The organism is Methylobacterium ajmalii, assembly GCF_036448855.1.
GTDB lineage: Bacteria > Pseudomonadota > Alphaproteobacteria > Rhizobiales > Beijerinckiaceae > Methylobacterium > Methylobacterium ajmalii.
Map to the genome: position 1 here is coordinate 1 of NZ_JAZFXT010000058.1, position 24,016 is coordinate 24,016.

General features: G+C 71.8%; 21 protein-coding genes. 15 read left to right on the plus strand and 6 right to left on the minus strand.

Translation table 11 applies throughout. From position 1 onward, the window contains the following. Nucleotides 1-303: 303 nt before the first annotated feature. Entirely contained in the window at nt 304-1,428 is a 1,125-nt protein-coding gene (locus V3T34_RS23630) for a CaiB/BaiF CoA transferase family protein (protein ID WP_305078843.1), read from the minus strand. Nucleotides 1,429-1,641: 213 nt separating this feature from the next. On the opposite strand from V3T34_RS23630, the gene V3T34_RS23635 reads away from it, so the two are divergent. The 3 genes from V3T34_RS23635 to V3T34_RS23645 all read left to right on the plus strand — a co-directional run bounded on the left by V3T34_RS23635 (nt 1,642) and on the right by V3T34_RS23645 (nt 6,408). Then, nucleotides 1,642-2,403: an SDR family NAD(P)-dependent oxidoreductase gene (locus V3T34_RS23635; RefSeq protein ID WP_305078844.1), complete on the plus strand. Its 762-nt coding sequence runs from the start codon at nt 1,642-1,644 to the stop codon at nt 2,401-2,403. Nucleotides 2,404-2,529: 126 nt separating this feature from the next. Then, entirely contained in the window at nt 2,530-3,660 is a 1,131-nt protein-coding gene (locus tag V3T34_RS23640) for an acyl-CoA dehydrogenase family protein (RefSeq protein WP_305078845.1), read from the plus strand. Nucleotides 3,661-3,810: 150 nt separating this feature from the next. Beyond that, nucleotides 3,811-6,408: a sensor domain-containing phosphodiesterase gene (locus tag V3T34_RS23645; protein WP_305078846.1), complete on the plus strand. Its 2,598-nt coding sequence runs from the start codon at nt 3,811-3,813 to the stop codon at nt 6,406-6,408. Here the strand turns inward: V3T34_RS23645 and V3T34_RS23650 are convergent. After that, nucleotides 6,371-6,721 (minus strand): hydroxyisourate hydrolase, encoded by a 351-nt coding sequence (locus V3T34_RS23650; RefSeq protein ID WP_060850226.1) that lies wholly within the window; start codon nt 6,719-6,721, stop codon nt 6,371-6,373. The genes V3T34_RS23645 and V3T34_RS23650 overlap by 38 nt on opposite strands. Further along, nucleotides 6,718-8,121 carry an amidase gene (locus tag V3T34_RS23655; protein WP_305078847.1) on the minus strand — a complete coding sequence of 468 codons (1,404 nt, stop codon included), beginning with the start codon at nt 8,119-8,121 and terminating at the stop codon, nt 6,718-6,720. The genes V3T34_RS23650 and V3T34_RS23655 overlap by 4 nt, the downstream gene beginning before the upstream one ends. A gap of 108 nt (nt 8,122-8,229) precedes the next feature. Between V3T34_RS23655 and V3T34_RS23660 the strand changes: the two genes are divergently transcribed. From V3T34_RS23660 to V3T34_RS23690, 7 genes are all read left to right on the plus strand, one after another. Beyond that, nucleotides 8,230-9,339, plus strand: a complete 1,110-nt coding sequence (locus V3T34_RS23660) for an ABC transporter ATP-binding protein (RefSeq protein WP_244533622.1) — start codon at nt 8,230-8,232, stop codon at nt 9,337-9,339. A gap of 26 nt (nt 9,340-9,365) precedes the next feature. Next, complete coding sequence (locus V3T34_RS23665) at nt 9,366-10,409, plus strand: ABC transporter substrate-binding protein (protein ID WP_305078848.1); 1,044 nt, start codon at nt 9,366-9,368, stop codon at nt 10,407-10,409. Nucleotides 10,410-10,412: 3 nt separating this feature from the next. After that, nucleotides 10,413-11,267: an ABC transporter permease gene (locus V3T34_RS23670; RefSeq protein ID WP_060850229.1), complete on the plus strand. Its 855-nt coding sequence runs from the start codon at nt 10,413-10,415 to the stop codon at nt 11,265-11,267. 11 nt (nt 11,268-11,278) lie between these two features. Then, a complete protein-coding gene (locus V3T34_RS23675) occupies nt 11,279-12,091 on the plus strand; it encodes an ABC transporter permease (RefSeq protein WP_091889089.1) in 813 nt (270 codons plus the stop codon). Nucleotides 12,092-12,141: 50 nt separating this feature from the next. Continuing rightward, a complete protein-coding gene (locus V3T34_RS23680; RefSeq protein ID WP_305078849.1) occupies nt 12,142-12,840 on the plus strand; it encodes a GntR family transcriptional regulator in 699 nt (232 codons plus the stop codon). Beyond that, nucleotides 12,837-13,496, plus strand: coding sequence for an aspartate racemase/maleate isomerase family protein (locus tag V3T34_RS23685; RefSeq protein ID WP_305078850.1), 660 nt, complete (start codon nt 12,837-12,839; stop codon nt 13,494-13,496). The genes V3T34_RS23680 and V3T34_RS23685 overlap by 4 nt, the downstream gene beginning before the upstream one ends. A 276-nt stretch (nt 13,497-13,772) precedes the next feature. Further along, nucleotides 13,773-14,915 carry an iron-containing alcohol dehydrogenase gene (locus tag V3T34_RS23690; RefSeq protein ID WP_305078851.1) on the plus strand — a complete coding sequence of 381 codons (1,143 nt, stop codon included), beginning with the start codon at nt 13,773-13,775 and terminating at the stop codon, nt 14,913-14,915. A 51-nt stretch (nt 14,916-14,966) separates the two neighbouring features. Here the strand turns inward: V3T34_RS23690 and msrB are convergent, their stop codons facing one another. The 3 genes from msrB to V3T34_RS23705 all read right to left on the minus strand — a co-directional run bounded on the left by msrB (nt 14,967) and on the right by V3T34_RS23705 (nt 17,455). Next, nucleotides 14,967-15,365, minus strand: a complete 399-nt coding sequence (gene msrB, locus V3T34_RS23695; protein WP_091889087.1) for a peptide-methionine (R)-S-oxide reductase MsrB — start codon at nt 15,363-15,365, stop codon at nt 14,967-14,969. A gap of 144 nt (nt 15,366-15,509) precedes the next feature. Next, nucleotides 15,510-16,670 (minus strand): YihY/virulence factor BrkB family protein, encoded by a 1,161-nt coding sequence (locus V3T34_RS23700; protein WP_060850234.1) that lies wholly within the window; start codon nt 16,668-16,670, stop codon nt 15,510-15,512. Nucleotides 16,671-16,801: 131 nt separating this feature from the next. Further along, entirely contained in the window at nt 16,802-17,455 is a 654-nt protein-coding gene (locus V3T34_RS23705) for a GntR family transcriptional regulator (RefSeq protein ID WP_060850886.1), read from the minus strand. 206 nt (nt 17,456-17,661) lie between these two features. On the opposite strand from V3T34_RS23705, the gene dctP reads away from it, so the two are divergent. The 5 genes from dctP to V3T34_RS23730 all read left to right on the plus strand — a co-directional run bounded on the left by dctP (nt 17,662) and on the right by V3T34_RS23730 (nt 23,925). Continuing rightward, a complete protein-coding gene (gene dctP, locus V3T34_RS23710) occupies nt 17,662-18,681 on the plus strand; it encodes a TRAP transporter substrate-binding protein DctP (RefSeq protein WP_305078852.1) in 1,020 nt (339 codons plus the stop codon). Next, complete coding sequence (locus V3T34_RS23715; RefSeq protein WP_060850236.1) at nt 18,678-19,328, plus strand: TRAP transporter small permease; 651 nt, start codon at nt 18,678-18,680, stop codon at nt 19,326-19,328. Before dctP ends, V3T34_RS23715 begins: the two co-directional genes overlap by 4 nt. Then, nucleotides 19,325-20,677 (plus strand): TRAP transporter large permease, encoded by a 1,353-nt coding sequence (locus V3T34_RS23720; RefSeq protein ID WP_060850237.1) that lies wholly within the window; start codon nt 19,325-19,327, stop codon nt 20,675-20,677. Before V3T34_RS23715 ends, V3T34_RS23720 begins: the two co-directional genes overlap by 4 nt. A 157-nt stretch (nt 20,678-20,834) precedes the next feature. Beyond that, entirely contained in the window at nt 20,835-22,241 is a 1,407-nt protein-coding gene (locus V3T34_RS23725) for a malonyl-CoA decarboxylase (RefSeq protein WP_305078853.1), read from the plus strand. A gap of 160 nt (nt 22,242-22,401) precedes the next feature. Beyond that, on the plus strand, nt 22,402-23,925 hold the full coding sequence (locus V3T34_RS23730; protein WP_305078854.1) for a malonate--CoA ligase: 1,524 nt from the start codon (nt 22,402-22,404) through the stop codon (nt 23,923-23,925). The last annotated feature ends 91 nt before the right edge of the window (nt 23,926-24,016 follow it).

Here is a 24,016-nt window from a genome sequence, read left to right on the forward strand (position 1 = left end):
CCGCCAAATCGTGTGAGCACCGAAACGTCAGACCAGCATCATCCTACTCACGACCAGACCCGAAGATCCGATCCGCAGGGACGACGCCGTCCACGCTTCTCTTTCTCAGATGAACTTGTCAAAGAGCGCGCCGGGCGAACCCGGCATCCATCGGCGAAAACAGGACCAGCACCTGACCAAGGTCAGGCTTGCCGGCCCGGACTGTCTCGAAGATGGCTCAGCGCCCGGGCCGCTGTCGCGGCCGGCGCCGATGGGTGGTCGTATAGGCTCCGGGTTTCGGCCCGTCAACACCCTTTCTCCGGCTCAGCTTCCGGAACTCCCCTCCCCGCTCCACCGTCGCAGAGCCTCGGCGAGGGTGACCGGCGCGGGCACCGACCGGATTTCGGAAGGCGTCGCCGAGAACCGGGGCGCCGGGGCGGGCTGGACCGTGCCGTCATGGGTGACGAAGCTCCGGCGCGCGGCGAGATGGGGATGGTGTGGCGCCTCGCCCAGGGTGAGGACCGGCGCGACGCAGGAATCCGTTCCTTCGAGAAGCCGGCACCACTCGTCCCGCGTCCGACCGGCGAACAGGATCTCGAGCTTGCGCCGCAGGACCGGCCACATCGCCGGATCGTCGCGCCGGTCGAAATCGGGGTCGGCGTCGAGGCCCGTCAGGCGGCGAAAGAGGGCGTAGAACTGCGGTTCGAGCGGCCCGAGGGCGACGTGGTGTCCGTCGCTGCAGGCATAGGTGCGGTACCAGGGCGCGCCGCCATCGAGGAGGTTGGCTTCGCGCCGGTCGCTCCAGCGACCCTGCGAGGCGAGCTCGGAGAACATCGCCATCAGGGACGCGGCCCCGTCGCAGATCGCGGCGTCGACCACCTGGCCCCGCCCGGTCCGCCCGGCCGAGAGCAGGCCGGCGAGAATCCCGGCGACGAGATAGAGCGCGCCGCCGCCGTAATCGCCGACGAGATTGAGCGGCGGCACCGGCCGTTCCTCGGGACCGATCGCCGCCAGCGCACCGGTCACCGCCAGATAGGTGATGTCGTGCCCCGCCGCCTTGGCGAGGGGGCCGTCCTGGCCCCAGCCGGTCATGCGGCCGTAGACGAGGCGCGGGTTGCGGGCGAGGACCGCGTCGGGCCCGAGACCGAGCCGCTCCATCACGCCGGGGCGAAACCCCTCGATCAGGGCGTCGGCCCGGGAGAGCAGCGCCAGGGTGCCGGCGAGGTCGTCCGGGTCCTTGAGATCCACCGTCACGGTCGGGCGGCCCCGCGCCACCACGTTCCTGGAATAAGGGTCGGCGCCGCCGGGCCGATCGAGCCGGACGATGTCGGCGCCCATGTCGGCGAGCAGCATCGCCGCGAAGGGCCCTGGGCCGATCCCGGCGAACTCGACGATGCGCAGGCCCGCGAGCGGTCCGCCCTGACCGGCCTCGTGCGACGACGGGTCCATGCGCTGCCCTCCCCCCGAATGGTTGTCGTCCGGCGCTTGTCGTCGCTTGATCCGGCGCGCCTTGACGATGGCAGGTCCGCCCCATAGCGATGGGGCCAACGATACGATCGCGTAGCAGACCGGTCCGCCCTTCGCCACGGGCGGGAGCACGGGCCGCACGCGACGGGGCTCACCCACCGGACGAGTGGGGCTTCGATCACGGGAGGATGAGGCATGAACGTCAACGGCGTAGCCGCGATCGTGACGGGCGGCGGGTCGGGCCTCGGGGCGGCGACCGGCCGGGCGCTGGCCGCGGCGGGCGCACGGGTCGCGCTCCTCGACCTCAACGAGGCCGCCGCGGCGGAGGTCGCCGCCGAGATCGGTGGGCTCGCCCTCCCCTGCGACGTCGCCGACGCCGCCAGCGCCGAGGCGGCGGTCGCCCGGGCGGCCGAGACGCTCGGCCCGGCCCGCATCCTGGTCAATTGCGCGGGCGTCGCGACCGCCGGCCGGATCGTCGGGCGTAACGGCCCCCTCGAACTCCAGGCCTACGCCAAGGTCATCCAGGTCAACCTGATCGGCAGCTTCAACCTGATGCGGCTGGTGGCGGCCGGCGCGCTCGCCCTCGACCCGCTGGAGGGGGGCGAGCGCGGCGTCATCATCTCCACCGCCTCGATCGCGGCCTACGAGGGCCAGGTGGGCCAGGCGGCCTACGCCTCCTCGAAGGCCGGCATCGTCGGGCTGACCCTGCCGGCGGCGCGGGAATTCGCGCCCTCCGGCATCCGGGTCTGCGCCATCGCGCCGGGCATCTTCGAGACGCCGATGCTGCGCGGCCTGCCGCAGGAGGTCCAGGATTCGCTCGGCGCCGCGGTGCCGTTCCCCTCCCGCCTCGGCAGGCCGGAGGAATATGCCCGGCTCGCGATGGCGATCATCGACAACCCGATGCTCAACGGCGAGGTCATCCGCCTCGACGGGGCCTTGCGCATGCAGCCCAAGTGAGGATTCCCCGCGCGGCCGAACGGATCCGTTCGACCGCGCCGGGCAAGCCCGAACGGGCGCCGGCGCCAGTGCGCCGAACGTGTTCGCATCGACGTGCCGACGCGAACACCCCCAGGAGAGAGCCGGATGCTGAGCGACGACCAGATCCTGATCCGCGACACCGCCCGCAGCTTCGCGCGCGAGCGGCTGAAGCCGTTCTCGGCCGAATGGGACCGGGAGGCGCGTTTTCCCCGCGAGGCGATGGCCGAGATGGGGGCGCTCGGCTTCATGGGCATGCTGGTGCCCGAGGAGCATGGCGGGGCCGCCGCCGACCACGTCGCCTACGCGCTCGCCATCGAGGAGGTGGCGGCCGGCGACGGCGCGGTCTCGACGGTGATGAGCGTGCACAACTCGGTCGGCTGCATGCCAATCCTGAAGTTCGGCAGCGACGAGCAGAAGGCGCGGTTCCTCGGCCCCCTCGCCCGCGGCGAGCAGCTCGGCGCCTTCTGCCTCACCGAGCCCGGCGCCGGCTCGGACGCCGCCGCGCTCAAGACCCGGGCGCGGCGCTCGGGCAATGCCTGGGTCTTGTCGGGCACCAAGCAGTTCATCACCTCGGGGGCGAATGCGGATCTGGCCATCGTGTTCGCGGTGACCGATCCGGAGGCCGGCAAGCGCGGCATCTCGGCCTTCATCGTGCCGACGAAGACCCCCGGCTACAAGGTGGCGCGCATCGAGCACAAGCTCGGGCAGCGCGCCTCGGACACCGCCCAGATCGTGTTCGAGGACATGGAGCTCACCCCGGACCTGATGCTCGGCCAGGAAGGCGAGGGGCTGAGAATCGCGCTCGCCAACCTCGAGGGCGGGCGCATCGGCATCGCCGCCCAGGCGGTCGGCATGGCCCGCGCGGCGTTCGAGGCGGCGCTCGCCTACGCGGGCGAGCGCGAGACCTTCGGCCAGAAGCTGATGGCGCACCAGGCGGTGGCCTTCCGGCTCGCCGACATGGCGACGCGGATCGAGGCCGCGCGCCTCCTGGTGCTGAACGCGGCGCGGCTGCGCGATGCCGGGCAGCCCTGCCTGAAGGAAGCGGCGATGGCCAAGCTCTTTGCCTCCGAGATGGCGGAGGCGGTGTGCTCCGACGCGATCCAGATCCACGGCGGCTACGGCTACCTGGCGGACTATCCGGTCGAGCAGATCTATCGCGACGTGAGGGTGTGCCAGATCTACGAGGGGACGAGCGACGTCCAGCGGATCGTGATCAGCCGGGCGTTGACGGCCTGACGGGCGGTCGCGCCGCCTGCGCGGGGCGGCGGGCGGCGCCCCCCCGGCAGCCGGTGCTGCCGCCCTGGTTAACGCGTCCTTAGGGTTTTCGACATTCCTGGTCTGCCCCAAAGATCGCATCCCGGTGCCGGGCCGGAGAGGAGCGTCGCAATGCATCTCGTTCCGCCGCGGGAGGCCGACCGCCTTTCCAGCCTGCGCGCCCTCGGCATCCTCGATACGCCGCCGGAGGCGCATTTCGACGCGGTCTGCCGGCTCGCCCGCACGCTGTTTTCCGTTCCGCATGCCTGGATCTCGCTGGTCGACGCCGACCGGCTGTGGTGCAAGGCGGCCTCCGGCATCGCCTTCGGCCCGACCCCTCGCGGCGCGGCGTTCTGCGATCACGCCGTCATGAGCGAGGCCCCGCTGGTGGTCGAGGACGCCGCGGCCGATCCGCGGTTCCGCGACCGGGCGATCGTCACCGGGCCGTTCGCAGTGCGGTTCTACGTCGGCATCCCGCTCTCGCTCGCGACGGGCCTGCCGCTCGGAACCCTCTGCATCGCCGACACGGTGCCGCGGCGGATGCCGGATGCCGAGGTGGAGCGCCTGCGCGACCTCGGCGAGGTGGTGGTGGCCCAGCTGCGCCACTACGAGGCCCGCGTCGCCAGCGAGACCGAGGCCGCTCGGCGGCGGGCGAGCGAGGCGGCCCTGTCGGAGGCCAACCGCTACCTGACGCTCGCCGAGCAAATGGCCCATATCGGCCATTGGCGCGTCGATCTCGCCTCCGGCGTCATGACTTGGTCGGACGAGGTCTGCCGCATGCACGGGCTGGCGCCGGGCGCCCCCCCTGCCGGCGTCCAGGAGGCCCTGTCCTACTATCACCCGGACGACCGGGCGCGGGTCGCGGACCTCGTGGCCGCGGCGCGCGAGAACCGGACGGATTTCCACTTCAAGGCCCGGCTCGTGCGGCGCGACGGCGAGGAGCGGGTCGTCGTCTCGCACGGCATCTGCAACGAGGACGCGGCCGGCACCGCGACCGCCCTATTCGGCACCGTGCAGGACGTGACCGAGATCGACCGGGCCGAGACCGAGCTGCGCGCCAGCACCGCCCTCCTCGACGCCACCCTGGCGCATATGGATCAGGGCCTCCTGATGATCGACGAGGCCGGGGCGGTACGGGTGTGCAACGAGCGCGCCCTCGCGCTCCTCGACCTGCCGCGGGAGATGATGCGGGCCGCCCCGAGCTTCGATGCGGTGCGCCGCCACCAGCTGGCGCAGGACGACTTCGCCCGGTGCGACGGCACGCTGCGCGAGGTCCTGATGCACGCCCCCCTGGCGATCCAGCCCCGCACCTACGAGCACGAGCGGGCGAACGGCACCGTGCTGGAGATCCGCACCGTGCCGCTGCCCACCGGCGGGGCGGTGCGCACCTACACCGACATCACCGCCCGCAAGGCGGCCGAGGCGCAGGTGACCCACATGGCCCGGCACGACGCCCTGACCGGGCTGCCGAACCGGGCGCTCTTCCGCGACAGCCTCGACCAGCGCCTCGCCGCCCTGCGGCGCCACGGCGGGAGCTGCGGCCTGCTCTGCCTCGACCTCGACGCCTTCAAGGCGGTCAACGACACGCTCGGCCATCTCGCCGGCGATACCCTGCTGCGCGAGGTGGCGGGGCGCATCCGCGCCTGCCTGCGCCGTGAGGACCTGCCGGCGCGCCTCGGCGGCGACGAGTTCGCGATCCTGCTCGGCGGCGAGGCGGACGATCGTTCCGCCGCCGCCACCGCGGAGCGGCTGGTCGCGGCCCTGCGCCGGCCGGTCGATCTCGGCGGGCAGGAGGCGGTGATCGGCGTCAGCATCGGCATCGCCTTCGCGCCCGAGCACGGCCTCGACGCCGACACCCTGCTCAAGCGCGGCGACCTCGCGCTCTACCGGGCGAAGTCCGAGGGCCGGAACACCTTCCGGCACTTCGCCGCCGCCATGGACCGGGCGGCGGAGGAGCGCCGGCGCAACGAATCCGATCTGCGCGAGGGCCTGCACCGCGGCGCGTTCTCCCTGCACTACCAGCCGGTCTTCGACCTCGCGAGCGGGCGGGTGACCGCGCTCGAGGCGCTGGCGCGGTGGCACCACCCGACCCGCGGCACCCTAGCGCCGGCCGCCTTCCTGCCGCTCGCCGAGGAGACCGGTCTGATCGCGCGTCTCGGCGAGTGGGTCCTGCGCACCGCGCTCGCCGAGACGCGCGAAATGCCGCCGGAGATCCGCCTGGTGGTGAACGTCGCGGGTGGGCAGCTGCGCCAGGCGGGCTTCGTGCCTGCGATCCGGGACGCGCTCCAGGCGACGGGCCAGGCCCCCGAGCGCATCGAACTCGACGTCGCCGAGGCGGCCATCGCGGCGGAGAGCGGACGGCTGAAGGACCTCGCCGCCCTCGGGATCGGGATCGCCTTCGACGCCTTCGGCGCCGGCGCATCCTCCCTCGGCGCCCTGCGGCGCCTGCCCTTCGGCCAGGTCAAGCTCGACCGGGCGCTGGCCGCCTCGGTGGCGACGCCGGAGACCGCGGATTTCGTGCGGGCGGTGGTCGCCCTCGCGGGCGCGCTGGGCATGCGGGCGACCGCCAAGGGCGTCGAGACCGAAGCCCAGCTCGCCGCCCTGCGGGAGGCGGGCTGCGTCGCGGCGCAGGGATTCCTGTTCGGCCGGCCCGTGCCCTTCGGCGAGCTCGCCCCCCTGCTCTGCGGCGGGGTCAGATGCCCCGGAACACCGCGTAGCCGAAGCGCGTGAACTTCAGCGGCAGGTGGTGGTGCTCATGCGCCGCCACCACCGTGAAGCGGAACGGCACCCGGTCGAGGAAGTGCGGGCCCGGCCGTCCTTGCGCGGTGAAGTAGTCGCCGAGGTGGAAGACCGCCTCGTAGGTGCCGGGCCCGATCCCGACGCCGCGCACCACCGGGTGGTCGAAGCTGCCGTCCGGCCCGATCACCCCCTCGGCGACCAGGCGCGGGCCCGCCGCCTCGATCACCGCCAGGGTGACCGCGAGGCCGAGCGCCGGGCGGCCCTCCGCCACGTCGACCGCGTGGACCGAGATGCCGCCGCTCATCGGGAGACCTCCCCGGGCAGGACCGGCCAGCGATCCGCGAAGGGCCGGCGGCTCTCCAGCGCCTCGGCCACGTCGAGGAGAAGGTCGTCGCGGCCGAACCCGGCCACGAGGTGGAGGCCGATCGGCATTCCGTCCGGCGCGGGATCGACCGGCAGGCTCACGGCCGGCAGCGCCGCGGCGTTCACCCAGCCCGAATAGACCGCATGGCCGCGCGGACCGACCGGCTGCCCGTCGATCACCTCGGGGTAGACCGCGTCCGCCGCCCAGGGCATCGCCGCGGCCGACGGCGTGACGAGGAGATCGATCTCCGCGAAGGCTGCGCTCGCCGCGTTGCGCAGGGCCTGGACCCGTTCGACGATGTCGCAGAGCAGCGTCGCGGGCGCCCGCGCGCCCTCCTCCGCCATCGCCCTGTAGGGCGTGCTCGCCCGGGCGGCGAGCGCCGGGTCGGCCGCGAACAGCCGGGCGATGCCGATCTTGCCGATCTCCGGCCACAGGCCGTTGAGCCCGGTGATGTCGACCGGCAGCGGGCCTTCCTCGACCGCGACCCCGATCGCCCGAAGCTCGCCGAGCGCCCGCCGGCACGACGCGGCGACGACCGGATCGAGGGGAGCCTCGCCGATGCGCTCGACGTAGCGGGCGCGCAGGGGCCGGGCGCCGCGTGGCGCGACCGCGAAGCCCGACCACAGCACCCGCGGATCGGCCCCCTGCATCAGGCGCAGCACCGCCCGGGTGTCGGCGACGGTGCGGGTGAGCGCCCCCGCGACCTCGAAATCGAGGAGCGGCGAAGGCAGACCGCCGAGCCGGGGCACCCGGCCGAGGCTGCTCTTGAGGCCGACGAGGCCGGTATGCGCCGCGGGCCGGCGCAGCGAGCCGCCGCCATCGGTGCCGAGCGCGATCGGCGCGTAGCCGGCGGCCGTCGCGGCGGCGCCCCCGCCGGTCGAGCCGCCGGGGGTGAGGGCCGGGTTCCAGGGGTTGCGGGTGACGCCGAAACGGGCAGATGCCGTAAAACCCTGCACGGCGAATTCCGGCATCGTGGTCTTGGCGAGCGTCACGAGCCCGGCCTGCCGCATGCGGGCGACCGGCAGCTCGTCCTGCGCCGCCGACGGCGCCTCGCCCGGCTCGGCATAGGTCGAGGGCATACCCTCGGTGACCAAGAACTCCTTCACGGTCATCGGCACGCCGTCGAGAGGCGAGAGGGCCGCGCCCGCCCGCCAGCGGGCAGCGCTCGCCTCGGCCTCAGATCGAGCGCGGGGATTGTCGCGCGAGAGCGCGTTCAGGTGCGGCTCCCAAGCGGCGGCCCGGGCCTGCGCGGCCTCCAGGGCATCGACCGGCGAGGCACGTCCATCGGCGAAGAGCCGGCCGAGCTCGATGGCCGGGAGACGCCACAGCTCCGTGCTCATGCGAGACCTCGATTATGCAAGTGGTGGCTGGGCATGGGCTTTCCCAAAAATGGCATACGATTTGCGATGACCTCGGCAGCAAGATCGATGCCGCAGGAAGGCCCCACCGTGACAGCAACCGGACGACGCAGCCAGGGTCAGGCGGAGGGCCGGTCCGTCGTGCTCGACGGCATCACCCACCGGTACGGCGGCGCGGTCGCCGTGGAAAACATCAACCTCGATATCCGCGGCGGCGAGCTGATCTCGCTCTTGGGGCCCTCGGGCTGCGGCAAGACCACCTTGCTGCGCATCGTCGCCGGCTTCCTGCGCCAGACCGAGGGGCGGGTGATCGTCGCCGACGAGGTGATCGACGCCCTGCCGCCGAGCCGGCGCGCCGTCGGCATCGTCTTCCAGAACTACGCCCTCTTCCCGCATCTGACGGTGGCCGAGAACGTCGCCTACGGCCTCGCGGCCCGGGGCGCCCCGCGAGCGGAGCAGGCGGCGGAGGCCAGGCGCCTGCTCGACCTCGTGCAGCTCGGCCATGCCGGGGCGCGCTACCCGCGCCAGCTGTCCGGCGGCCAGCAGCAGCGGGTGGCGCTCGCCCGCGCGCTCGCTATCCGGCCGGCGGTGCTGCTCCTCGACGAGCCATTCGCGGCCCTCGACAAGAACCTGCGCCTCGACATGCAGATCGAGGTGAAGCGGCTCCAGCGCGTCGCCGGGGTGACGACGCTCCTCGTCACCCACGACCAGGAGGAGGCCCTGTCGCTCTCCGACCGGGTGGCGGTGCTCTCGAACGGGCGGCTCGAGCAGTTCGCCGCCCCGACCACCGTCTACGACGCGCCGGACTCTCTGTTCGTCAACACCTTCGTGGGCTCGGCCAATGCCGTGCCGGGGGTGCTCGTCGGGCAGGACGCACGGGGCCCGCGCATCGCCCTCGATGCCGGCGGCGAGGTGGTGGCGCGCCCGCTCGCCCGCCCGATGGCGCCGGGAACGCGGGTGACCCTGTGCCTGCGGCCCGAGCACCTGCGCCTCACCGAGGGCGAGGACGGCATCGCGGGCGTCGTCGAGATGGCGCTGCCCCTCGGCCCCACCGTCGTCCACGAGGTCCGGGTGGGGGCGGGCCGCCCGCTCAAGATCGCCGAGCCGCGCCTCGGCGGCGGCACCTTGCGCGCGCCCGGCACGCCGGTGCGCATCGCCGTCGCCCCCGGCCTCGCCTCCGCCTTCCCGGCCGCCGCCTGATTTTTTCCGACCAAGGAGCCCTGTCGATGCTCAATCGCCGTACCCTCCTCACCACCGCCCTGTCGCTCGGCGCCATGGAGCTGTTTCCCGGCCTGTCCTTCGCGCAGGCGCGGCCCCTCGTCTTCGCCACCTTCACGGGGAGCTGGGAGGAGGCGCACAAGGCCGTGCTGGTGCCGGCCTTCCGAAAGGAGACGAGCAACGCGCCGATCGTCCTCGACCCGATGCTGTCGGTCGACCAGATCGCCAAGGTCTCGGCCGCCAGGGCCAACCCGCCGATCGACGTGATGCTGCACGATCCCGGCCCGGCGCTCACCGCGCTGGCCCAGGATCTGGTCGAGCCCTTCCCGGTCGAGCGCAGCGCCGCCTTCAAGGACCTGATCCCCGACGCGCAGGATCCGCACGGACCCGCGGCCTTCTTCCAGGTCGTCGGCCTGACCTACAACCCCGACACGGTGAAGACCCCGCCGACCTCCTGGGCCGACCTGTGGCGTCCCGAATACAAGGGCCGGGTCGGCATCACCAACATGAACTCGACGCTCGGCACCGGCTTCATGGTCGAGATCGCCAAGATGCATGGCGGCTCGGAAGCGAACATCGATCCCGCCTTCAAGGCGATGGAGGCGCTCAAGCCCAACCTCTCGGCGGTGGCGGCCAATCCCGGCGCGCTCGCCACCCTCTTTCAGCAGGGCCAGGTCGACATCTCGCCCGGCAACTTCAACGCGATCCAGATCCTGAAGGCCAAGGGCGTGCCGGTGGAGTTCGTGGCGCCCAAGGAGGGCGCCATCGCCTTCAAGACCGCGATCCAGATCGTCAGGAACTCGCCCAACCGCGAGCTCGCCTTCAAGCTGATCGAGGCGGCGATTTCCGAGCCGGTCCAGACCCGGCTGATGCAGGCGCCCTACCTGATCGTGCCGACCAACGCCAAGGTGAAGATGACCGGCGAGATCGCCAAGGTGCTGGCGAAGGACACCGACGACCTGAAGAAGAAGTTCGTGTTCCAGGACTGGAAGACCATCAACGCCCAGCGCCCGGCCTGGATCGAGCGGTTCAACCGCGAGATCAAGCTCTAGAGGATCTTTGCCGTGGCTCTGCCGGACGTCACTACCTACCCGCTGCGGCTGGCGAGCCCGCTCGCGCTGTTCTTCGCGGCGTTCTTCGCCGCGCCCCTGGTGGCGCTCCTCGGGCTGTCGCTCAAGGGCGCGGACGGGGGGATCGGCCTGTCGCAATACGCGGCCTTTCTCGGCGACGGGTTCAGCCTCGGCGTGCTCCTCGGCACGCTGTGGCTCGGGCTCAAGGTCACGGCGGCCTGCCTGGTGCTGGGCCTGCCGCTGGCGCTCGTCGCCACCCGGGCCGGGGGCTGGGTGCGCGGCCTGATCATCCTGGCGGTGCTGACGCCGCTCCTCACCAGCGTCGTCATCCGCACCTTCGCGTGGATCGTGATCCTGGGGCGCCAGGGGGTGCTCAACAGCCTGCTCTCGTCCCTCGGGCTGATCGACACGCCCCTGCGGCTCCTCTACGCCGAGGGCGGCCTCGTGGCGGCGCTGGCGCAGGTCCAGATGCCCCTGATGGTGCTGCCGCTGATGACGGCGCTCTCGCGCATCGACCCGAGCCTGTGGGACGCCTCGGAGGCGCTCGGCGCCGGGCGCTGGCGCACCTTCCTCCGCGTGACCCTGCCGCTCTGCCTGCCGGGCCTCATCGCCGGCGCGGTGCTCACCTTCGCGGCGGCGATCTCGGGCTTCATCACCCAGTCGCTGATCGGCGGCGGGCAGATGCTGTTCATGCCGGGCTACATCTACCAGCAGGCCATCGCCCTGCAGAACTGGCCCTTCGCGGCGGCGATGTCGGTGATCTTCCTCGTCGCGGTGCTGGCCGTGGTGCTGTCCTTCAACGCGCTCGGGCGGCTCGCCCGCGGCTACGCCCAGGCCTGAGGTCGCTCGCGATGTCCCGTCTCTTTGCCGCCCTCGACCGCCTCAGCTTCGAGATCCTCCTGCACCTGATGGCGCTCCTCGCCGTGGTGCTGCTGCTCGCCCCCACGGTGATCGTGCTGGTGGTGTCCTTCACCGACGGGCTGTCCCTGCGCTTCCCGCCGCCGGGCTACTCCCTCCGCTGGTACGGCGAGCTGATGGAGGCCTGGCAGCTCCACTACGCGCTCAAGAACAGCCTGACGGTGGCGGTGCTGGCCACCCTCATGGCCATCGGGCTCGGGGTGCTGGCGGCGCTGGCGGTGGCGCGCTCGCCGCGCCTCTCGGCCCGCCTCCTCGACAGCTTCTTCCTCTCGCCGCTGATCCTGCCGGCGCTCGCCTTCGGCCTGTCGAGCCTGATGTTCTTCTCGCTGGTCGGCTGGCCGGTCTCGGTCTTCACGCTGGTTCTGGGTCACACGGTGGTCTGCGTGCCCTACGTGGTGCGCAACACCGTGGCGGCCCTGACCCAGCTGCAGCCCAGCCTGCTCGAGGGCTCGGCGAGCCTCGGGGCCTCGCGGTTCTACACCTTCCGCCGCATCACCCTGCCGCTGATCCGCCCCGGCATCCTGTCGGGCGGCTTCCTTGCCTTCATGGCCTCGTTCGACAACATCCCGGTGTCGCTCTTCCTGCGCGACGCCGCCACCGACATGCTGCCGATCCGGATGTGGCAGGACCTGGAGGGCCGCCTCGACGTGACCATCGCGGCGCTGTCGGGCGTGCTGATCGTCGCGACGATCGGGGGCATCGCCGTGATGGAGCGGCTGACCGGCCTGTCGCGGCGGCTGGTGTAGCGATCGTCGAAGGGCCTGATTGCAAGAGAGTGTCCCAGCAAGAGAGTGTCTTGGCTGCCCCCCGTCCCGCCTCCCCCGACGACGCGCCGCCTCGCCCGCAGCGCCCCGAGCCCCCCCTGACCGAGCAGGCCGCGGCCGCGTTGCGCCGGCTGATCCTGCTCAACCTGCTTGGCCCCGGCGAGGTGCTGAACGAGCCCGACCTCGTGGCGCGCCTCGGCGTGTCGCGCACGCCGGTGCGCGAGGCGCTGAAGCTGCTGGCCGGCGAGGGGCTGGTGACGCTCAGGCGCAACCGGGCCGCCCTGGTGACGCCGCTCGACCCCGCCGACCTCGTGCCGCTGTTCGAGCTGGAAGTGGCGCTGGAGAGCTTCTGCGCAGGCCTTGCCGCCGAGCGGATCACCGCCGCGGAACTCGACCGTCTCGCGCGGATCCAGGACGCCCTGGAGGCGGCCCACGACGACCGCGACGCCTATACGCGCCTCAACCGGCAGGCCCACCGGCTGATCGTGACCGCAGCCCGCAGCCCGGCCATCGCCGAGGCGCACGGCCGGGCCTTCCCGCGCCTTGAACGGGCCCGCAACTTCGCGCTGGCGGCCGAGGGCCGCGTCGCCGAATCCCTGGCCGAGCATCGGGCGATCCTCGACGCCCTGCGGGCCCGCGAAGGCGACCGCGCCCGCGCCGTGATGCAGGCCCACGTCGCCCGCACCCAAGCCCTGATGGTGGCCCGGCTGACCGAAGGACCCGTGCGATGAGCTCCCCGCTGCTCCCGGCCCTCGGGGTGATCCTGCCCTCCTCCAACCGGGTGGTCGAGCGGGCAACGGAGGCCCGCCTCGCCGGTCGCGCCGAAGCCTGCTACGCCCGCGTGCCCTACCGCTCGATGCTCAAGGGCGCGGGCTACGACGAGGCCGTGTTCCTCGCCGCCGCCGACCTCCTGGCCGAGGCGGGCGTCGCCGCCCTGTGCTGGAACGCGACCCGGGGCGCCGCCCTCGGCTTCACCCCGGACGAGGACCTATGCCGGGCGGTCAAAGCCCGCACCGGCCTGCCGATGGTGACGACGGCGCTCGCCGCCCGGGACCGGATGCGCCGCGAGGGGTTTCGCCGCGTCGGCCTCGTGGTCCAGGGCGATGCCGAGGAGGCCGACCGGGTGGCCGGCCGGTTCGGGGAGGCGGGGATCGGAATCGGCGCGACCGCCCATCTCGGCATCGCCGAGAACCGCGACGCCGCCACGGTCGCGCCGGCCCGCCTCGCCGCGGCGGCCTGGGAGGTGGGCGAAGGCGCCGACGCGGTGCTGATCTGGAGCACCAACCTGCCGGGCTGGCGCCTGCCGGCCGCCCTCGACGGGGTGCCGCTGCTCGACTCGACGAGCCTCGGGACGCAGGCCCTGCTGGAGGCGGCGGGCCTGGCCTAGCGCCTGACGCGGATCGGCGCGGCCGGCCTCTTGCCGCACGGCGCACCCGCGGCCCGAGCAGGCTTGCATCGGCAAACCAACGCTTCACCGGCTCAGGTTCTTGTCTCGTCGCAGATTTTTGTCGAAAAACCGGCTGCCACTTTCGCGAAATCTGCTTAGGCTCGCGGCCAACGCCCGGACGAGAGGCGCGCGGGAGGAGCGGATCGGGAGCTTTCGCGGCGCCCTCCGGTCGCTCGCGCGCGGCGAGCCGGGACCGGTCCCGACAGGCAGCCCCCCATGAGCCTCATCACCTACCTTACCCGGATCCAGTTCGAGCGCGGCGCCGTCCGGTTGCTCGGCGAGGAACTGGCGCTCCTCGGGGCGCGCCGGCCGCTGATCGTCACCGATCGCGGCGTCGTCGCGGCGGGGCTGATCGCCCGGGTGATCGAGGCCGCCGGCCTACCGGCGGCGACTCCGGTCTTCGACGGCACGCCCGAGAACCCGACCGAGGAGGCGACGATCGAGGCCCGCGACCGCTTCAAGGCGGAGGGCTGCGACGCGGTGATCGCGGTCGGCGGCGGCTCCCCCCTCGACCTCGCCAAGGGCGTGGCGCTGCTCGCCACCCACGAGGAACCGCTGGCCACCTACGCGGCGATCCTCGGCGGCATCCCGCGTATCCGGGCCGACCGGCCTCCGGTCGTCGCGGTGCCGACCACCGCCGGCACCGGCAGCGAGGTCGGCCGCGCGGCGCTGATCACGCTCGCCGACGGGCGCAAGCTCGGCTTCATCTCGCCCCACCTGATCCCGAACGTGGCGATCTGCGATCCCGAGCTGACGCTCGGCCTGCCGGCGGGCCTCACCGCCGCCACCGGCATGGACGCGCTCACCCACTGCATCGAGACGTACCTGAGCCCGCGCCACAACCCGCCGGCCGAGGCGATCGCCCTCGACGGCCTGGGCCGCGCCGTCCGCTCGCTCGCCCGCGCGGTCCGGGACGGCGCCGACATCGAGGCCCGCGAGGACATGATGATGGCCGCGCTCGAGGGCGGGATGACCTTCCAGAAGGGGCTCGGCGCCGTCCACTCGATGTCGCACGCGCTCGGCGGGCTGAAGGCGAAGCGCCTCCATCACGGCACCCTCAACGCCGTGATCCTGCCGCACGTCCTGCGCTTCAACGCACCGGCCTGCGAGCGCAAATACGCGGTGTTGCGCCGGGCGATGGGCCTGCCCGAGGGCGCCGACCTCGCCGCCGCGATCGAGGCGCTCAACCGCGACCTCGGCCTGCCGGCCGATCTCGCCGCCATGGGGGTGACGCAGGCCGAGTGCGAGGCGCTGGTGCCGCGGGCGGTCGAGGACCACTCGACGGCGACCAACGGCCGGCCTGTCGGGGCGGAGGAGTTCCGGGAGCTGTTCCGGGTCTCGCTGCACGGGGCGGCGTAGCCCGCTGCCCCGGGACGAGCGACCGGGAGGGACGCCCCCTCCCGGTACGTCTCACTCCTGCGGCTCGAAGCCCATCGCGGCGCCGTTCATGCAGTAGCGCAGGCCGGTCGGGGCCGGGCCGTCCTCGAAGACGTGGCCGAGATGGCCCTTGCAGCGGGCACAATGCACCTCGGTGCGGGTCATGAAGAACGAGCGGTCGGTCTGCGTCTCCACCGCGCCCTCCATCGGCGCGAAGAAGCTCGGCCAGCCGGAGCCGGACTCGTACTTGGTGGCGGATTCGAACAGCGGCTGGCCGCAGCCGGCGCACACGAAGGTGCCGGCGCGCTTCTCATTGTTGAGCGGGCTGGTGCCGGCCCGCTCGGTGCCGTGCTCGCGCAGCACGCGGTACTGCTCGGGCGTCAGCTCCTGGCGCCACTCGGCCTCGGTGCGGGTCTCTGCGGTGTCGGTCATGTCGCGATGGGTCGTCTCTTGGCTGGCCACGGGCCGCTCCTCGGGGATTGCCTGATTCTCCTGATCCCCAAGATGGTGGCGCGCACCGCATCTGGCGAGGGGCTGCGGCGCCGGGAGGCCATGCGGGACCGGCGCCCGCGCCGGTTACGCCGGCGCCCCGACGGTGTCGGCCATCCGGGCGCGGCGGGTGCCCATCGGCTCCTCGGGGCCGACGGTGGTGTCGCGCGCGGTCTGGTGCTCGAGCTCGGCGTTGATTTCGCCGCCGAGCAGCACGATGGTCGACGAGATCCAGATCCAGGTCATGAAGCCGATCGCGGCGCCGAGCGAGCCGTAGGTCTCGTTGTAGCTGCCGAAATGCCCGACGTACCAGGAGAAGCCGATCGAGGCGACGAGCCAGACCACCCCGGCGGTGAGGCTGCCGGGCGTGACCCAGCGCCAGCGCGGCAGGTCGCGGCTGGGACCGTAGCGGTAGAGCAGCGCCAGCCCGAACAGCAGCACCGCCAGCAGGGCCGGCCAGCGCAGGAGCGCCACGTACCAGGCGGTCGGGCTGATCCGGATGCCGAAATCGCCCAGGAAGTTCAGCGCCACCGGCAGCACCACGATGCCGCCGAGCGCCGCGATGACGAAGACCAACGCCCCGAAGGTGAAGGCGAGCGAGCGCAGGTTGAGCTGGATGAAGCTGCGCTTCTCGCGCTCCTCGTAGACGATGTTGAGCGCGTCGAACATCGCCTTCATGCTGGCGTTGGCGCTCCACAGCGAGATCGCGAGGCTGGTGAAGAAGGTGATGCCGAGGGTGGTGCTGCCCTTGGCGGTGATGCGCTTGACCTGATCGCCGATGATCTCGAGCGCGCCGGAGGGCAGCACGCCCTGGAGCAGCGAGAGGTGATCGTTGATGGTGCTCGGATCGGTGAACAGCCCGTAGAGCGAGACCAGCGCCGCCACCGCCGGGAAGATGGCGAGCAGGGTGTAGAAGGTGACGCCGGCCGCCACCGACAGCACCCGGTCCTTCTGGAATTCGAGGTAGACGCGGGTGAGCACGTCCTTCCAGCCCTTGGCCGGGATGTCGGTCGGCGTGTCGGCCTTGCGGCCGCGATCGCCCTCGGTATCGGCGACCCACTGGGCCGGGCGTCCCGAATACGACTTGGCGCCGCGGCCGAGATGGCTGGTCGGGTCCGGCTCGACCTCGGCGACGCCAGCCGGCCGCCGCGCGGTGACGAGGCGCACCAGGGCGACGCCCAGGAGGGCGGTCCACAGGATCGAGGTCGCGCCGGAGGCGGCGGGACCGGGTCGGGGTTCGGACGGCATCGCGACACCGGGCTGGGGCAGGATCTCGGCAGCCCACAAGCGTGAGCGCACGAGTTCTCAACGTCGCGCCCCACGGGTCGTTCCGGTTCCGATAAAATGCCGTCGGGTCAAAGGGTTGACCTCGCGCAGGGTCACGCCGCGGCGCTGCCGTCCGCCAAGTTGCGGATCAGCTCGGCGAAGCGGTCGCCCTGGACCAGGACGTGGGCGCGCAGCCGCTCGCCGGCCGCCGCCTCGTCCCCGGCCAGGATCGCCGCGACCACGCCCTCGTGCTCGGCGAGCGACTGGCGCAGCCGATGGCGGACGCGCAGCTGGATGCGCCGGAACGGCGCCAGCCGCCGGCTCAGGGTCAGCGCCTGCTCGCACAGGAAGCCGTTGCCGGACGCCCGGTAGATCACCGCGTGGAAGACCGCGTTCTCGGCGTAGTAGGCCTCGGTACCCTCCCCGGCGGCGACGCGGCAGGCGTCGAGCGCCGCCACCAGGGCGCTCTGATGCGCCTCGGTCAGGCGCCGGGCGGCGAGGCGCCCGCAGGCCGCCTCCAGCTCCGCCATGGTCTCGAACATCTCGAACAGGCGGGCCGGCTCGGGGGTGCTCACCAGCGCGCCGCGGCGCGGCTTGACCTCGATCAGGCCGGTCACCGCGAGCTGGAGCAGCGCCTCCCGGATCGGCGTGCGCGAGACGCCGAACCGAGCCGCGAGCTGGCACTCGTCGAGCCGGTCGCCGGGGCGCAGGACCCCGTCCACGATCTCGTCCTCGATGGTCTGGCGCAGTCTCTGGGCGTGGTTCACGCGGGCCCGGTCCGTGCGGGTCTCGTTCGTCCGGGCTTCGCTCATGGCCGGTCCCGCCTTCCCTTGCGGCGATATTATGCACCGGCGTTGACAAAATATACAAGATCGGTGTCACCTGCGTACACGAGGTGGCGGGCACACGACCGGTCCGACGCCGACAGCGCGAGACGCGAAAAAGAATCCGCGCTCCGACCGGAGGAAACGCCATGGCTCTCACCCGCCGCACCCTCGTGGCCGCCGGCCTCGCCGCGCCCGCGCTGATCGGTCTCGGCCGCGCCGCGCAGGCCGCCACGACGCTCAAGATCTCGCACCAGTTCCCCGGCGGCACGATCGACGAGGGCGACTTTCGCGATCGGATGTGCCGCAAGTTCGCCGCCGCCGTGAAGGAGCGCTCGAAGGGGGCGATCGAGGTCCAGGTCTATCCCGGCTCCTCGCTGATGAAGACGAACGCCCAGTTCAGCGCGATGCGCAAGGGCGCGCTCGACATGAGCCTCTATCCCCTGCCCTATGCCGGCGGCGAGGTGCCGGAGACCAATATCGGGCTGATGCCGGCGCTCGTGACCTCCTACCCGCAGGCGATGGCCTGGAAGTCGGCGCCGGTCGGCCGCAAGCTCACCGAGATCCTGCTCGCCAAGAACATCGTGCTGGTCTCCTGGGTCTGGCAGGCGGGCGGCGTCGCGAGCCGCGAGCGGCCTCTGGTGCGTCCCGAGGACGCCAAGGGCCTGAAGGTCCGCGGCGGCTCGCGCGAGATGGACCTGATGATGAAGGCCGCCGGCGCCGCGACGCTCAGCCTGCCCTCGAACGAATCCTACGCGGCGATGCAGACCGGCGCCTGCGACGCGGTCATCACCTCCTCGACCAGCCTGATCTCGTTCCGGCTGGAGGAGCTGTCGAAGTCCCTCACCTCGGGGCGGGGCCGCTCGTACTGGTTCATGCTCGAGCCGATCATGATGTCGAAGACCGTGTTCGACGCCCTGCCGAAGGACCAGCAGGAGCTGATCATGGCGGTCGGCGCCGAGTTCGAATCCTTCGGCCAGGAGGGGGCGCAGGCCGACGACACCCGGGTCGAGCAGATCTTCGGGAAGGCCGGCGCCAAGGTTGAGACCCTGGACGAGGCGACCCTGGGCAAGTGGCGCGACATCGCCCGCGACTCCGCCTGGAAGGACTACGCGGCGAAGTCGTCCTCCTGCGCCGAGATGCTCAAGCTCGCGGAGGCGGTCGCGTGAGCCACGCCTTCGACGCGGCCTCCGCCGCCGCGGAGCCGGAGCACCGCGCCGCGCGGGCCCGGCTGCCCGGGCCGCTCGCCGCGATCGAGGCCGCGATGGGCGGCCTCAACCGGGCGATCCTGCTCCTGGGCGGCATCGCCCTCGTCGCCGCCTGCCTGGTGCTGAGCTACAGCGTCGTCGTCCGCTACCTGCTCAAGGTCCCGACGGAGTGGCAGGACGAGACCGCGGTGTTTCTGATCGTCGGCGCCACCTTCCTGTCGGCGGCGGGCGTCCAGGCCCGGCGCGGCCACGTCGCCATCGAGGCGCTGACCGGCCTCCTCTCGCCGCGGGCGAACCGCATCCGGCTCATCGTCGCCGACGTCGTCAGCCTCGGATTCGTGGCGTTCTTCGCCTGGAAGAGCTGGACGCTGCTGCACGAGGCCTGGGTCGACGGCCAGATCTCGCAATCGACCTGGGGGCCGCCGCTCTGGATCCCCTATTCGCTGATGGCGCTCGGCATGACGCTCTTGGCGCTGCAATTCCTGCTCCAGATCGCCGAAGCCCTCGCCCGCGGGCCGGCGGCCGCCGGCTTCGCCGATCCGAAGGTCGGCCTCGGGCCCGACCTCGTCCGGGCGAAGAAGCAAGACACGAAGGATTCCGCCCGATGAGCACCGCGATCATCGGCACGCTCTACGCGGGTGCCACCCTCGGCGCGATGCTCGCCGGCATCCCGATCGCCTTCGCGCTCGGCGCGGTGGCCCTCGTCTTCATGCTGGCCTTCATGCCCGGCGCCTCCCTCGATACGGTGGCGCAGAACGTCTACGAGGAGATGGCCTCGATCACGCTGCTGTCGATCCCGCTCTTCATCCTGAAGGGCGCGGCGATCGGCCGGTCGAAGGCGGGCCAGGACCTCTACTCGGCGATGCACGCCTGGATGCACAAGATCCCCGGGGGGCTCGGCATCGCCAACGTGTTCGCCTGCGCGCTGTTCGCCGCCATGGCGGGATCGAGCCCGGCGACCTGCTCGGCGATCGGCTCGGCCGGCATCCCGGAGATGCGCCGGCGCGGCTATTCCGGGGGGTTTGCCGCCGGCATCATCGCGGCGGGGGGCACGCTCGGCATCCTCCTGCCGCCCTCGATCACCATGATCCTCTACGCGGTGGCGGCCGAGCAGTCGCTCGGGCGGCTCTTCCTCGCCGGCATCGGCCCGGGCCTGCTGCTGGTGCTGCTCTTCGCCGGCTATTCCGCCTGGCGCTTCCGGCGCGAATTCGCCGCCGCGCGGGCGGCCTACGAGACCGGCGGGACCGCGCATCCGATCCTGGCCGAGGACCGCTACTCGATGGCGGAGCGCTTCTCGACCTTGCCGCGGGTGCTGCCCTTCGTGGTGCTGCTGACCGGCGTGATGGTGGCGCTCTACGGCGGCTACGCCACGCCCTCCGAGACGGCGGGCCTCGGCGGCCTCCTGGCGCTCGCGCTCATCGCGGCGATCTACGGCGTGTGGCGGGCCGGCGACGTGAGCCCGATCCTGACGGCGACGCTGCGCGAATCCACCATGCTGATGCTGATCATCGGCATGTCACTGCTCTACGCCTACGTGATGAGCTACCTTCACATCTCGCAGGCCGCCGCCGCCGCGATCGTGGCGATGCAGCTCTCGCCCTGGCTGCTGCTGCTGACCATCCTGCTGCTGGTGGTGGGCCTCGGCTTCTTCCTGCCGCCGGTCTCGATCATCCTGATGACCGCGCCGATCATCCTGCCGCCGCTCAAGGCCGCCGGGTTCGATCTCGTCTGGTTCGGCGTCGTGATGACGATCACCATGGAGATGGGGCTGATCCACCCGCCGGTCGGCCTCAACATCTTCGTCATCAAGAACATCGCCCCCGACATCCCGCTCTCGGACATCATCTGGGGCACCCTGCCCTTCGTGATCCTGATGGCGGTGGCAATCCTCCTGCTCTGCCTGATGCCCGGTATCGCCCTCTGGCTGCCGGATCTGCTCTTGCCCTCGACCAAGTAGGGGCGCCACCATGCAGGGACCGCCGCCGGAGCCCGTCCGCGACACCCGGCAGCGCTCCGTCCTCCCCTCCGCTGACGCAGCGGAGCCCTATCTAACGCCGGGCGGTGCGCGGGTTGCGCGCGGCCGTCCCCGGCAACCCGATGGTGAGCAAGGCTCCATGGCGGCGATCTCGTTCCTCGGCGACCTCCTCCAGAGCATCTCGGACCGGGGCCGCGGGCTGATCGCCTTCGGCCGCGACGACCCCGCCAAGGCGAGCGTCGCCGAGGTGGTGAAGCTCTGCGAGGACCTGATCTCGCGGCGCGGCGAGGCCTCCGGGGTCGCGCTCGCCCGCATCATCCTCGACCGCTACGACAGCTTCGGCCGATCCGACCGGCACGACTTCCTGCGCCGGATCGCCCTCGAGTTCGGGGCCGACCACGACGCGGTGGGCAGCGCCATCGCGGCCTACGAGAAGGCGCCGTCGCGCGCCACGCTGGGCCGGCTGCACGAGGCGGCCGAGCCGCGCTCGCAGGAGCTGATCCGCCGGCTCAACCTCGCCCGCGACGGCACCATCGCGTTGGTGCGGATGCGCGAGGACCTGTTTTTGCTGCGCGACGCCGCCCGCAAGGCCGACAAGCCGGATGCGGCGCTGGCGGAGGCCGTCGACAGCCTCGATTCCGACTTCGAGCACCTGTTCGCCTCGTGGTTCAACCGCGGCTTCCTGGTGCTGCGCCGGATCGACTGGACCACCCCGGCCCACATCCTGGAAAAGATCATCCGCTACGAGGCGGTGCACGCGATCTCGGGCTGGGACGACCTGCGTCGGCGCATCGAGCCGCCGGACCGGCGCTGCTTCGCCTTCTTCCACCCGGCGCTCCTCGACGAGCCGCTGATCTTCGTCGAGGTGGCGCTCACCACCGCCATCGCGGCGGCGATCGACCCGATCCTCGCCCACGAACGCCGGCACACCGACACCCGCGAGGCGACGACCGCGATCTTCTACTCGATCTCGAACTGCCAGAAGGGGCTGGCCGGCATCACCTTCGGCAACTTCCTGATCAAGCAGGTGGTCGAGGACCTCTGCCGCGAGATGCCGGCGCTCAAGACCTTCGTGACGCTCTCGCCGGTGCCGGGCTTCCGCGCCTGGCTCGACCGCGAGCGCCGGGCCGACGCGCCGCAGGGGCTGACCCGCGAGGATGTCGAGATCCTGCGCGCCCTCGACCAGCCCGACTGGCACACCGACAAGGCCAAGGCCGACGCGGTGAAGAAGGCCCTGCTGCCGGCCGCCGCCTACTACTTCCTGCGCGCCAAGACCCCGCGCGGCAAGCCGGTCGACCCGGTGGCCCGCTTCCACCTCGGCAACGGCGCCCGGCTGGAGCGGCTGAACTTCCTGGGCGACGTCTCGCCCAAGGGCCTGTCGCAAGGCTACGGCCTGATGGTGAACTACCTCTACGACCTCGCGGCGATCGAGAAGAACCACGAGACCTACGCCAATCTCGGCACGGTCTCGGCCTCCCTCACCGTCAACCGCGAATTGCGCCAGAACCTGCCGCCGGCCCGGTCGGTGGCGCTGGCGGAAGCGTAGAGAGCATTCCCCTCTCCCGACAGATCCCGGGCGTGCCCGGGATCTGCAAACAAGCAACGAAGTCGGGCGAGCCCGACTTCGTTGCGGGGAGAGGAGACACCCCCCGTTCTTCGAGTGGACGGCGTGGCCGCCATCTCGCCGACGATTGAAGAGTCCTCCCATGTCCAACCACTTCTTCGACATCGTCCGCTCCCGTCTCCCCGCCGATCCGGCTGGAAAAACGTTCCTCGAGACACCCGAGGGCCTGCGCTGGAGCTACGCGGATCTCGTCGCCGAATCCGGCCGCTACGCCGCGGCGCTGGTCGGCCTCGGCGTCGCGCCCGGGGACCGGGTGGCGGTACAGGTCGAGAAGAGCCCGGCGGTGATCGCGCTCTATCTCGGCTGCGTGCGGGCCGGCGCGGTCTTCCTGCCGCTCAACACCGGCTACACCCCGGCCGAGATCGCCTATTTCCTCGGCGACGCCGAGCCGGCCCTGTTCGTCTGCGATCCGGGCAAGCTCGACGCGCTGAAACCCGTGGCGGAGCAGGCCGGCGTCAAGCAGGTGGGCACCCTCGACGCCGAGGGCGAGGGCACGATCGCGGCCGAGGCCGCCGGCCAGACCGGCGACTTCGCCGACGTGGCTCGCAGCCCCGACGATCTCGCGGCGATCCTCTACACATCGGGCACCACCGGGCGCTCGAAGGGCGCGATGCTGACCCACGACAACCTGTCGTCGAACGCGCTCACGCTGGTCGAGTACTGGCGCTTCACGCCGGACGACGTGCTGATCCACGCGCTTCCGGTGTTCCACACCCACGGCCTGTTCGTCGCCACCAACACGGTGCTGATGTCGGGTGCCGCGATGATCTTTTTGCCCAAGCTCGATCCGCCGCGGATCCTGTCGCTGATGGGCCGCGCAACCGCGCTGATGGGCGTGCCGACCTTCTACACCCGCCTGCTGAAGGAACCGGGCCTGACCCGCGAGGCGACCGCCGGCATGCGCCTGTTCGTCTCCGGCTCGGCGCCGCTGCTCGCCGAGACCCATCGCGAGTGGCAGGAGAAGACCGGCCACGCGATCCTCGAGCGCTACGGCATGACCGAGACCAACATGAGCACGTCGAACCCCTATGACGGCGACCGGGTCGCCGGCACGGTCGGGTTCCCGCTGCCGGGCGTCTCGCTGCGGGTGGTCGACCCGGAGACCGGCCGGGCGATGGAAGCCGACCAGGTCGGGATGATCGAGGTGCGCGGCCCCAACGTGTTCAAGGGCTACTGGCGCATGCCGGAGAAGACCGCCGCCGAGTTCAAGGCCGACGGGTTCTTCATCACCGGCGACCTCGGCAAGGTCGATCCGCGCGGCTACGTCCACATCGTCGGGCGCGGCAAGGACCTGATCATCACCGGCGGCTTCAACGTCTACCCGAAGGAGGTCGAGACCGAGATCGACGGGCTGCCCGGCGTGCTCGAATCGGCGGTGATCGGCGTGCCCCACCCGGATTTCGGCGAGGGCGTCACGGCGGTGGTGGTGCCGCGCGGGGCGGAAGCCCCGAGCGAGGCGGACATCCTCTCGGCGCTCGAGAGCCGGCTCGCCAAGTTCAAGTTGCCCAAGCGCGTCATCGTTGCCGACGAACTGCCGCGTAACACAATGGGCAAGGTGCAGAAGAACTTGCTGCGCGAGACGCACAAGGGGTTGTACGAGGGTTGATACCGGCGACCGCATCCCGAGATGTTGACGATCGGAGATCGGCTGACCCTGAAGGAGGTTCAGGGTGTGAAAGAGCGAGAGAATCGGGCAA

What these genes read in the sequence shown, in the direction of transcription:
- V3T34_RS23635 (WP_305078844.1), top strand. Translation starts at nt 1,642, where the DNA reads ATGAACGTCAACGGCGTAGCCGCGATCGTGACGGGCGGCGGGTCGGGC.
- V3T34_RS23730 (WP_305078854.1), top strand. Translation starts at nt 22,402, where the DNA reads ATGTCCAACCACTTCTTCGACATCGTCCGCTCCCGTCTCCCCGCCGAT.
- V3T34_RS23690 (WP_305078851.1), top strand. Translation starts at nt 13,773, where the DNA reads ATGAGCCTCATCACCTACCTTACCCGGATCCAGTTCGAGCGCGGCGCC.
- V3T34_RS23700 (WP_060850234.1), bottom strand. Translation starts at nt 16,670, where the DNA reads ATGCCGTCCGAACCCCGACCCGGTCCCGCCGCCTCCGGCGCGACCTCG.
- V3T34_RS23685 (WP_305078850.1), top strand. Translation starts at nt 12,837, where the DNA reads ATGAGCTCCCCGCTGCTCCCGGCCCTCGGGGTGATCCTGCCCTCCTCC.
- V3T34_RS23675 (WP_091889089.1), top strand. Translation starts at nt 11,279, where the DNA reads ATGTCCCGTCTCTTTGCCGCCCTCGACCGCCTCAGCTTCGAGATCCTC.
- V3T34_RS23640 (WP_305078845.1), top strand. Translation starts at nt 2,530, where the DNA reads ATGCTGAGCGACGACCAGATCCTGATCCGCGACACCGCCCGCAGCTTC.
- V3T34_RS23725 (WP_305078853.1), top strand. Translation starts at nt 20,835, where the DNA reads ATGGCGGCGATCTCGTTCCTCGGCGACCTCCTCCAGAGCATCTCGGAC.
- V3T34_RS23655 (WP_305078847.1), bottom strand. Translation starts at nt 8,121, where the DNA reads ATGAGCACGGAGCTGTGGCGTCTCCCGGCCATCGAGCTCGGCCGGCTC.
- V3T34_RS23650 (WP_060850226.1), bottom strand. Translation starts at nt 6,721, where the DNA reads ATGAGCGGCGGCATCTCGGTCCACGCGGTCGACGTGGCGGAGGGCCGC.
- dctP (WP_305078852.1), top strand. Translation starts at nt 17,662, where the DNA reads ATGGCTCTCACCCGCCGCACCCTCGTGGCCGCCGGCCTCGCCGCGCCC.
- V3T34_RS23720 (WP_060850237.1), top strand. Translation starts at nt 19,325, where the DNA reads ATGAGCACCGCGATCATCGGCACGCTCTACGCGGGTGCCACCCTCGGC.
- msrB (WP_091889087.1), bottom strand. Translation starts at nt 15,365, where the DNA reads ATGACCGACACCGCAGAGACCCGCACCGAGGCCGAGTGGCGCCAGGAG.
- V3T34_RS23665 (WP_305078848.1), top strand. Translation starts at nt 9,366, where the DNA reads ATGCTCAATCGCCGTACCCTCCTCACCACCGCCCTGTCGCTCGGCGCC.
- V3T34_RS23630 (WP_305078843.1), bottom strand. Translation starts at nt 1,428, where the DNA reads ATGGACCCGTCGTCGCACGAGGCCGGTCAGGGCGGACCGCTCGCGGGC.
- V3T34_RS23645 (WP_305078846.1), top strand. Translation starts at nt 3,811, where the DNA reads ATGCATCTCGTTCCGCCGCGGGAGGCCGACCGCCTTTCCAGCCTGCGC.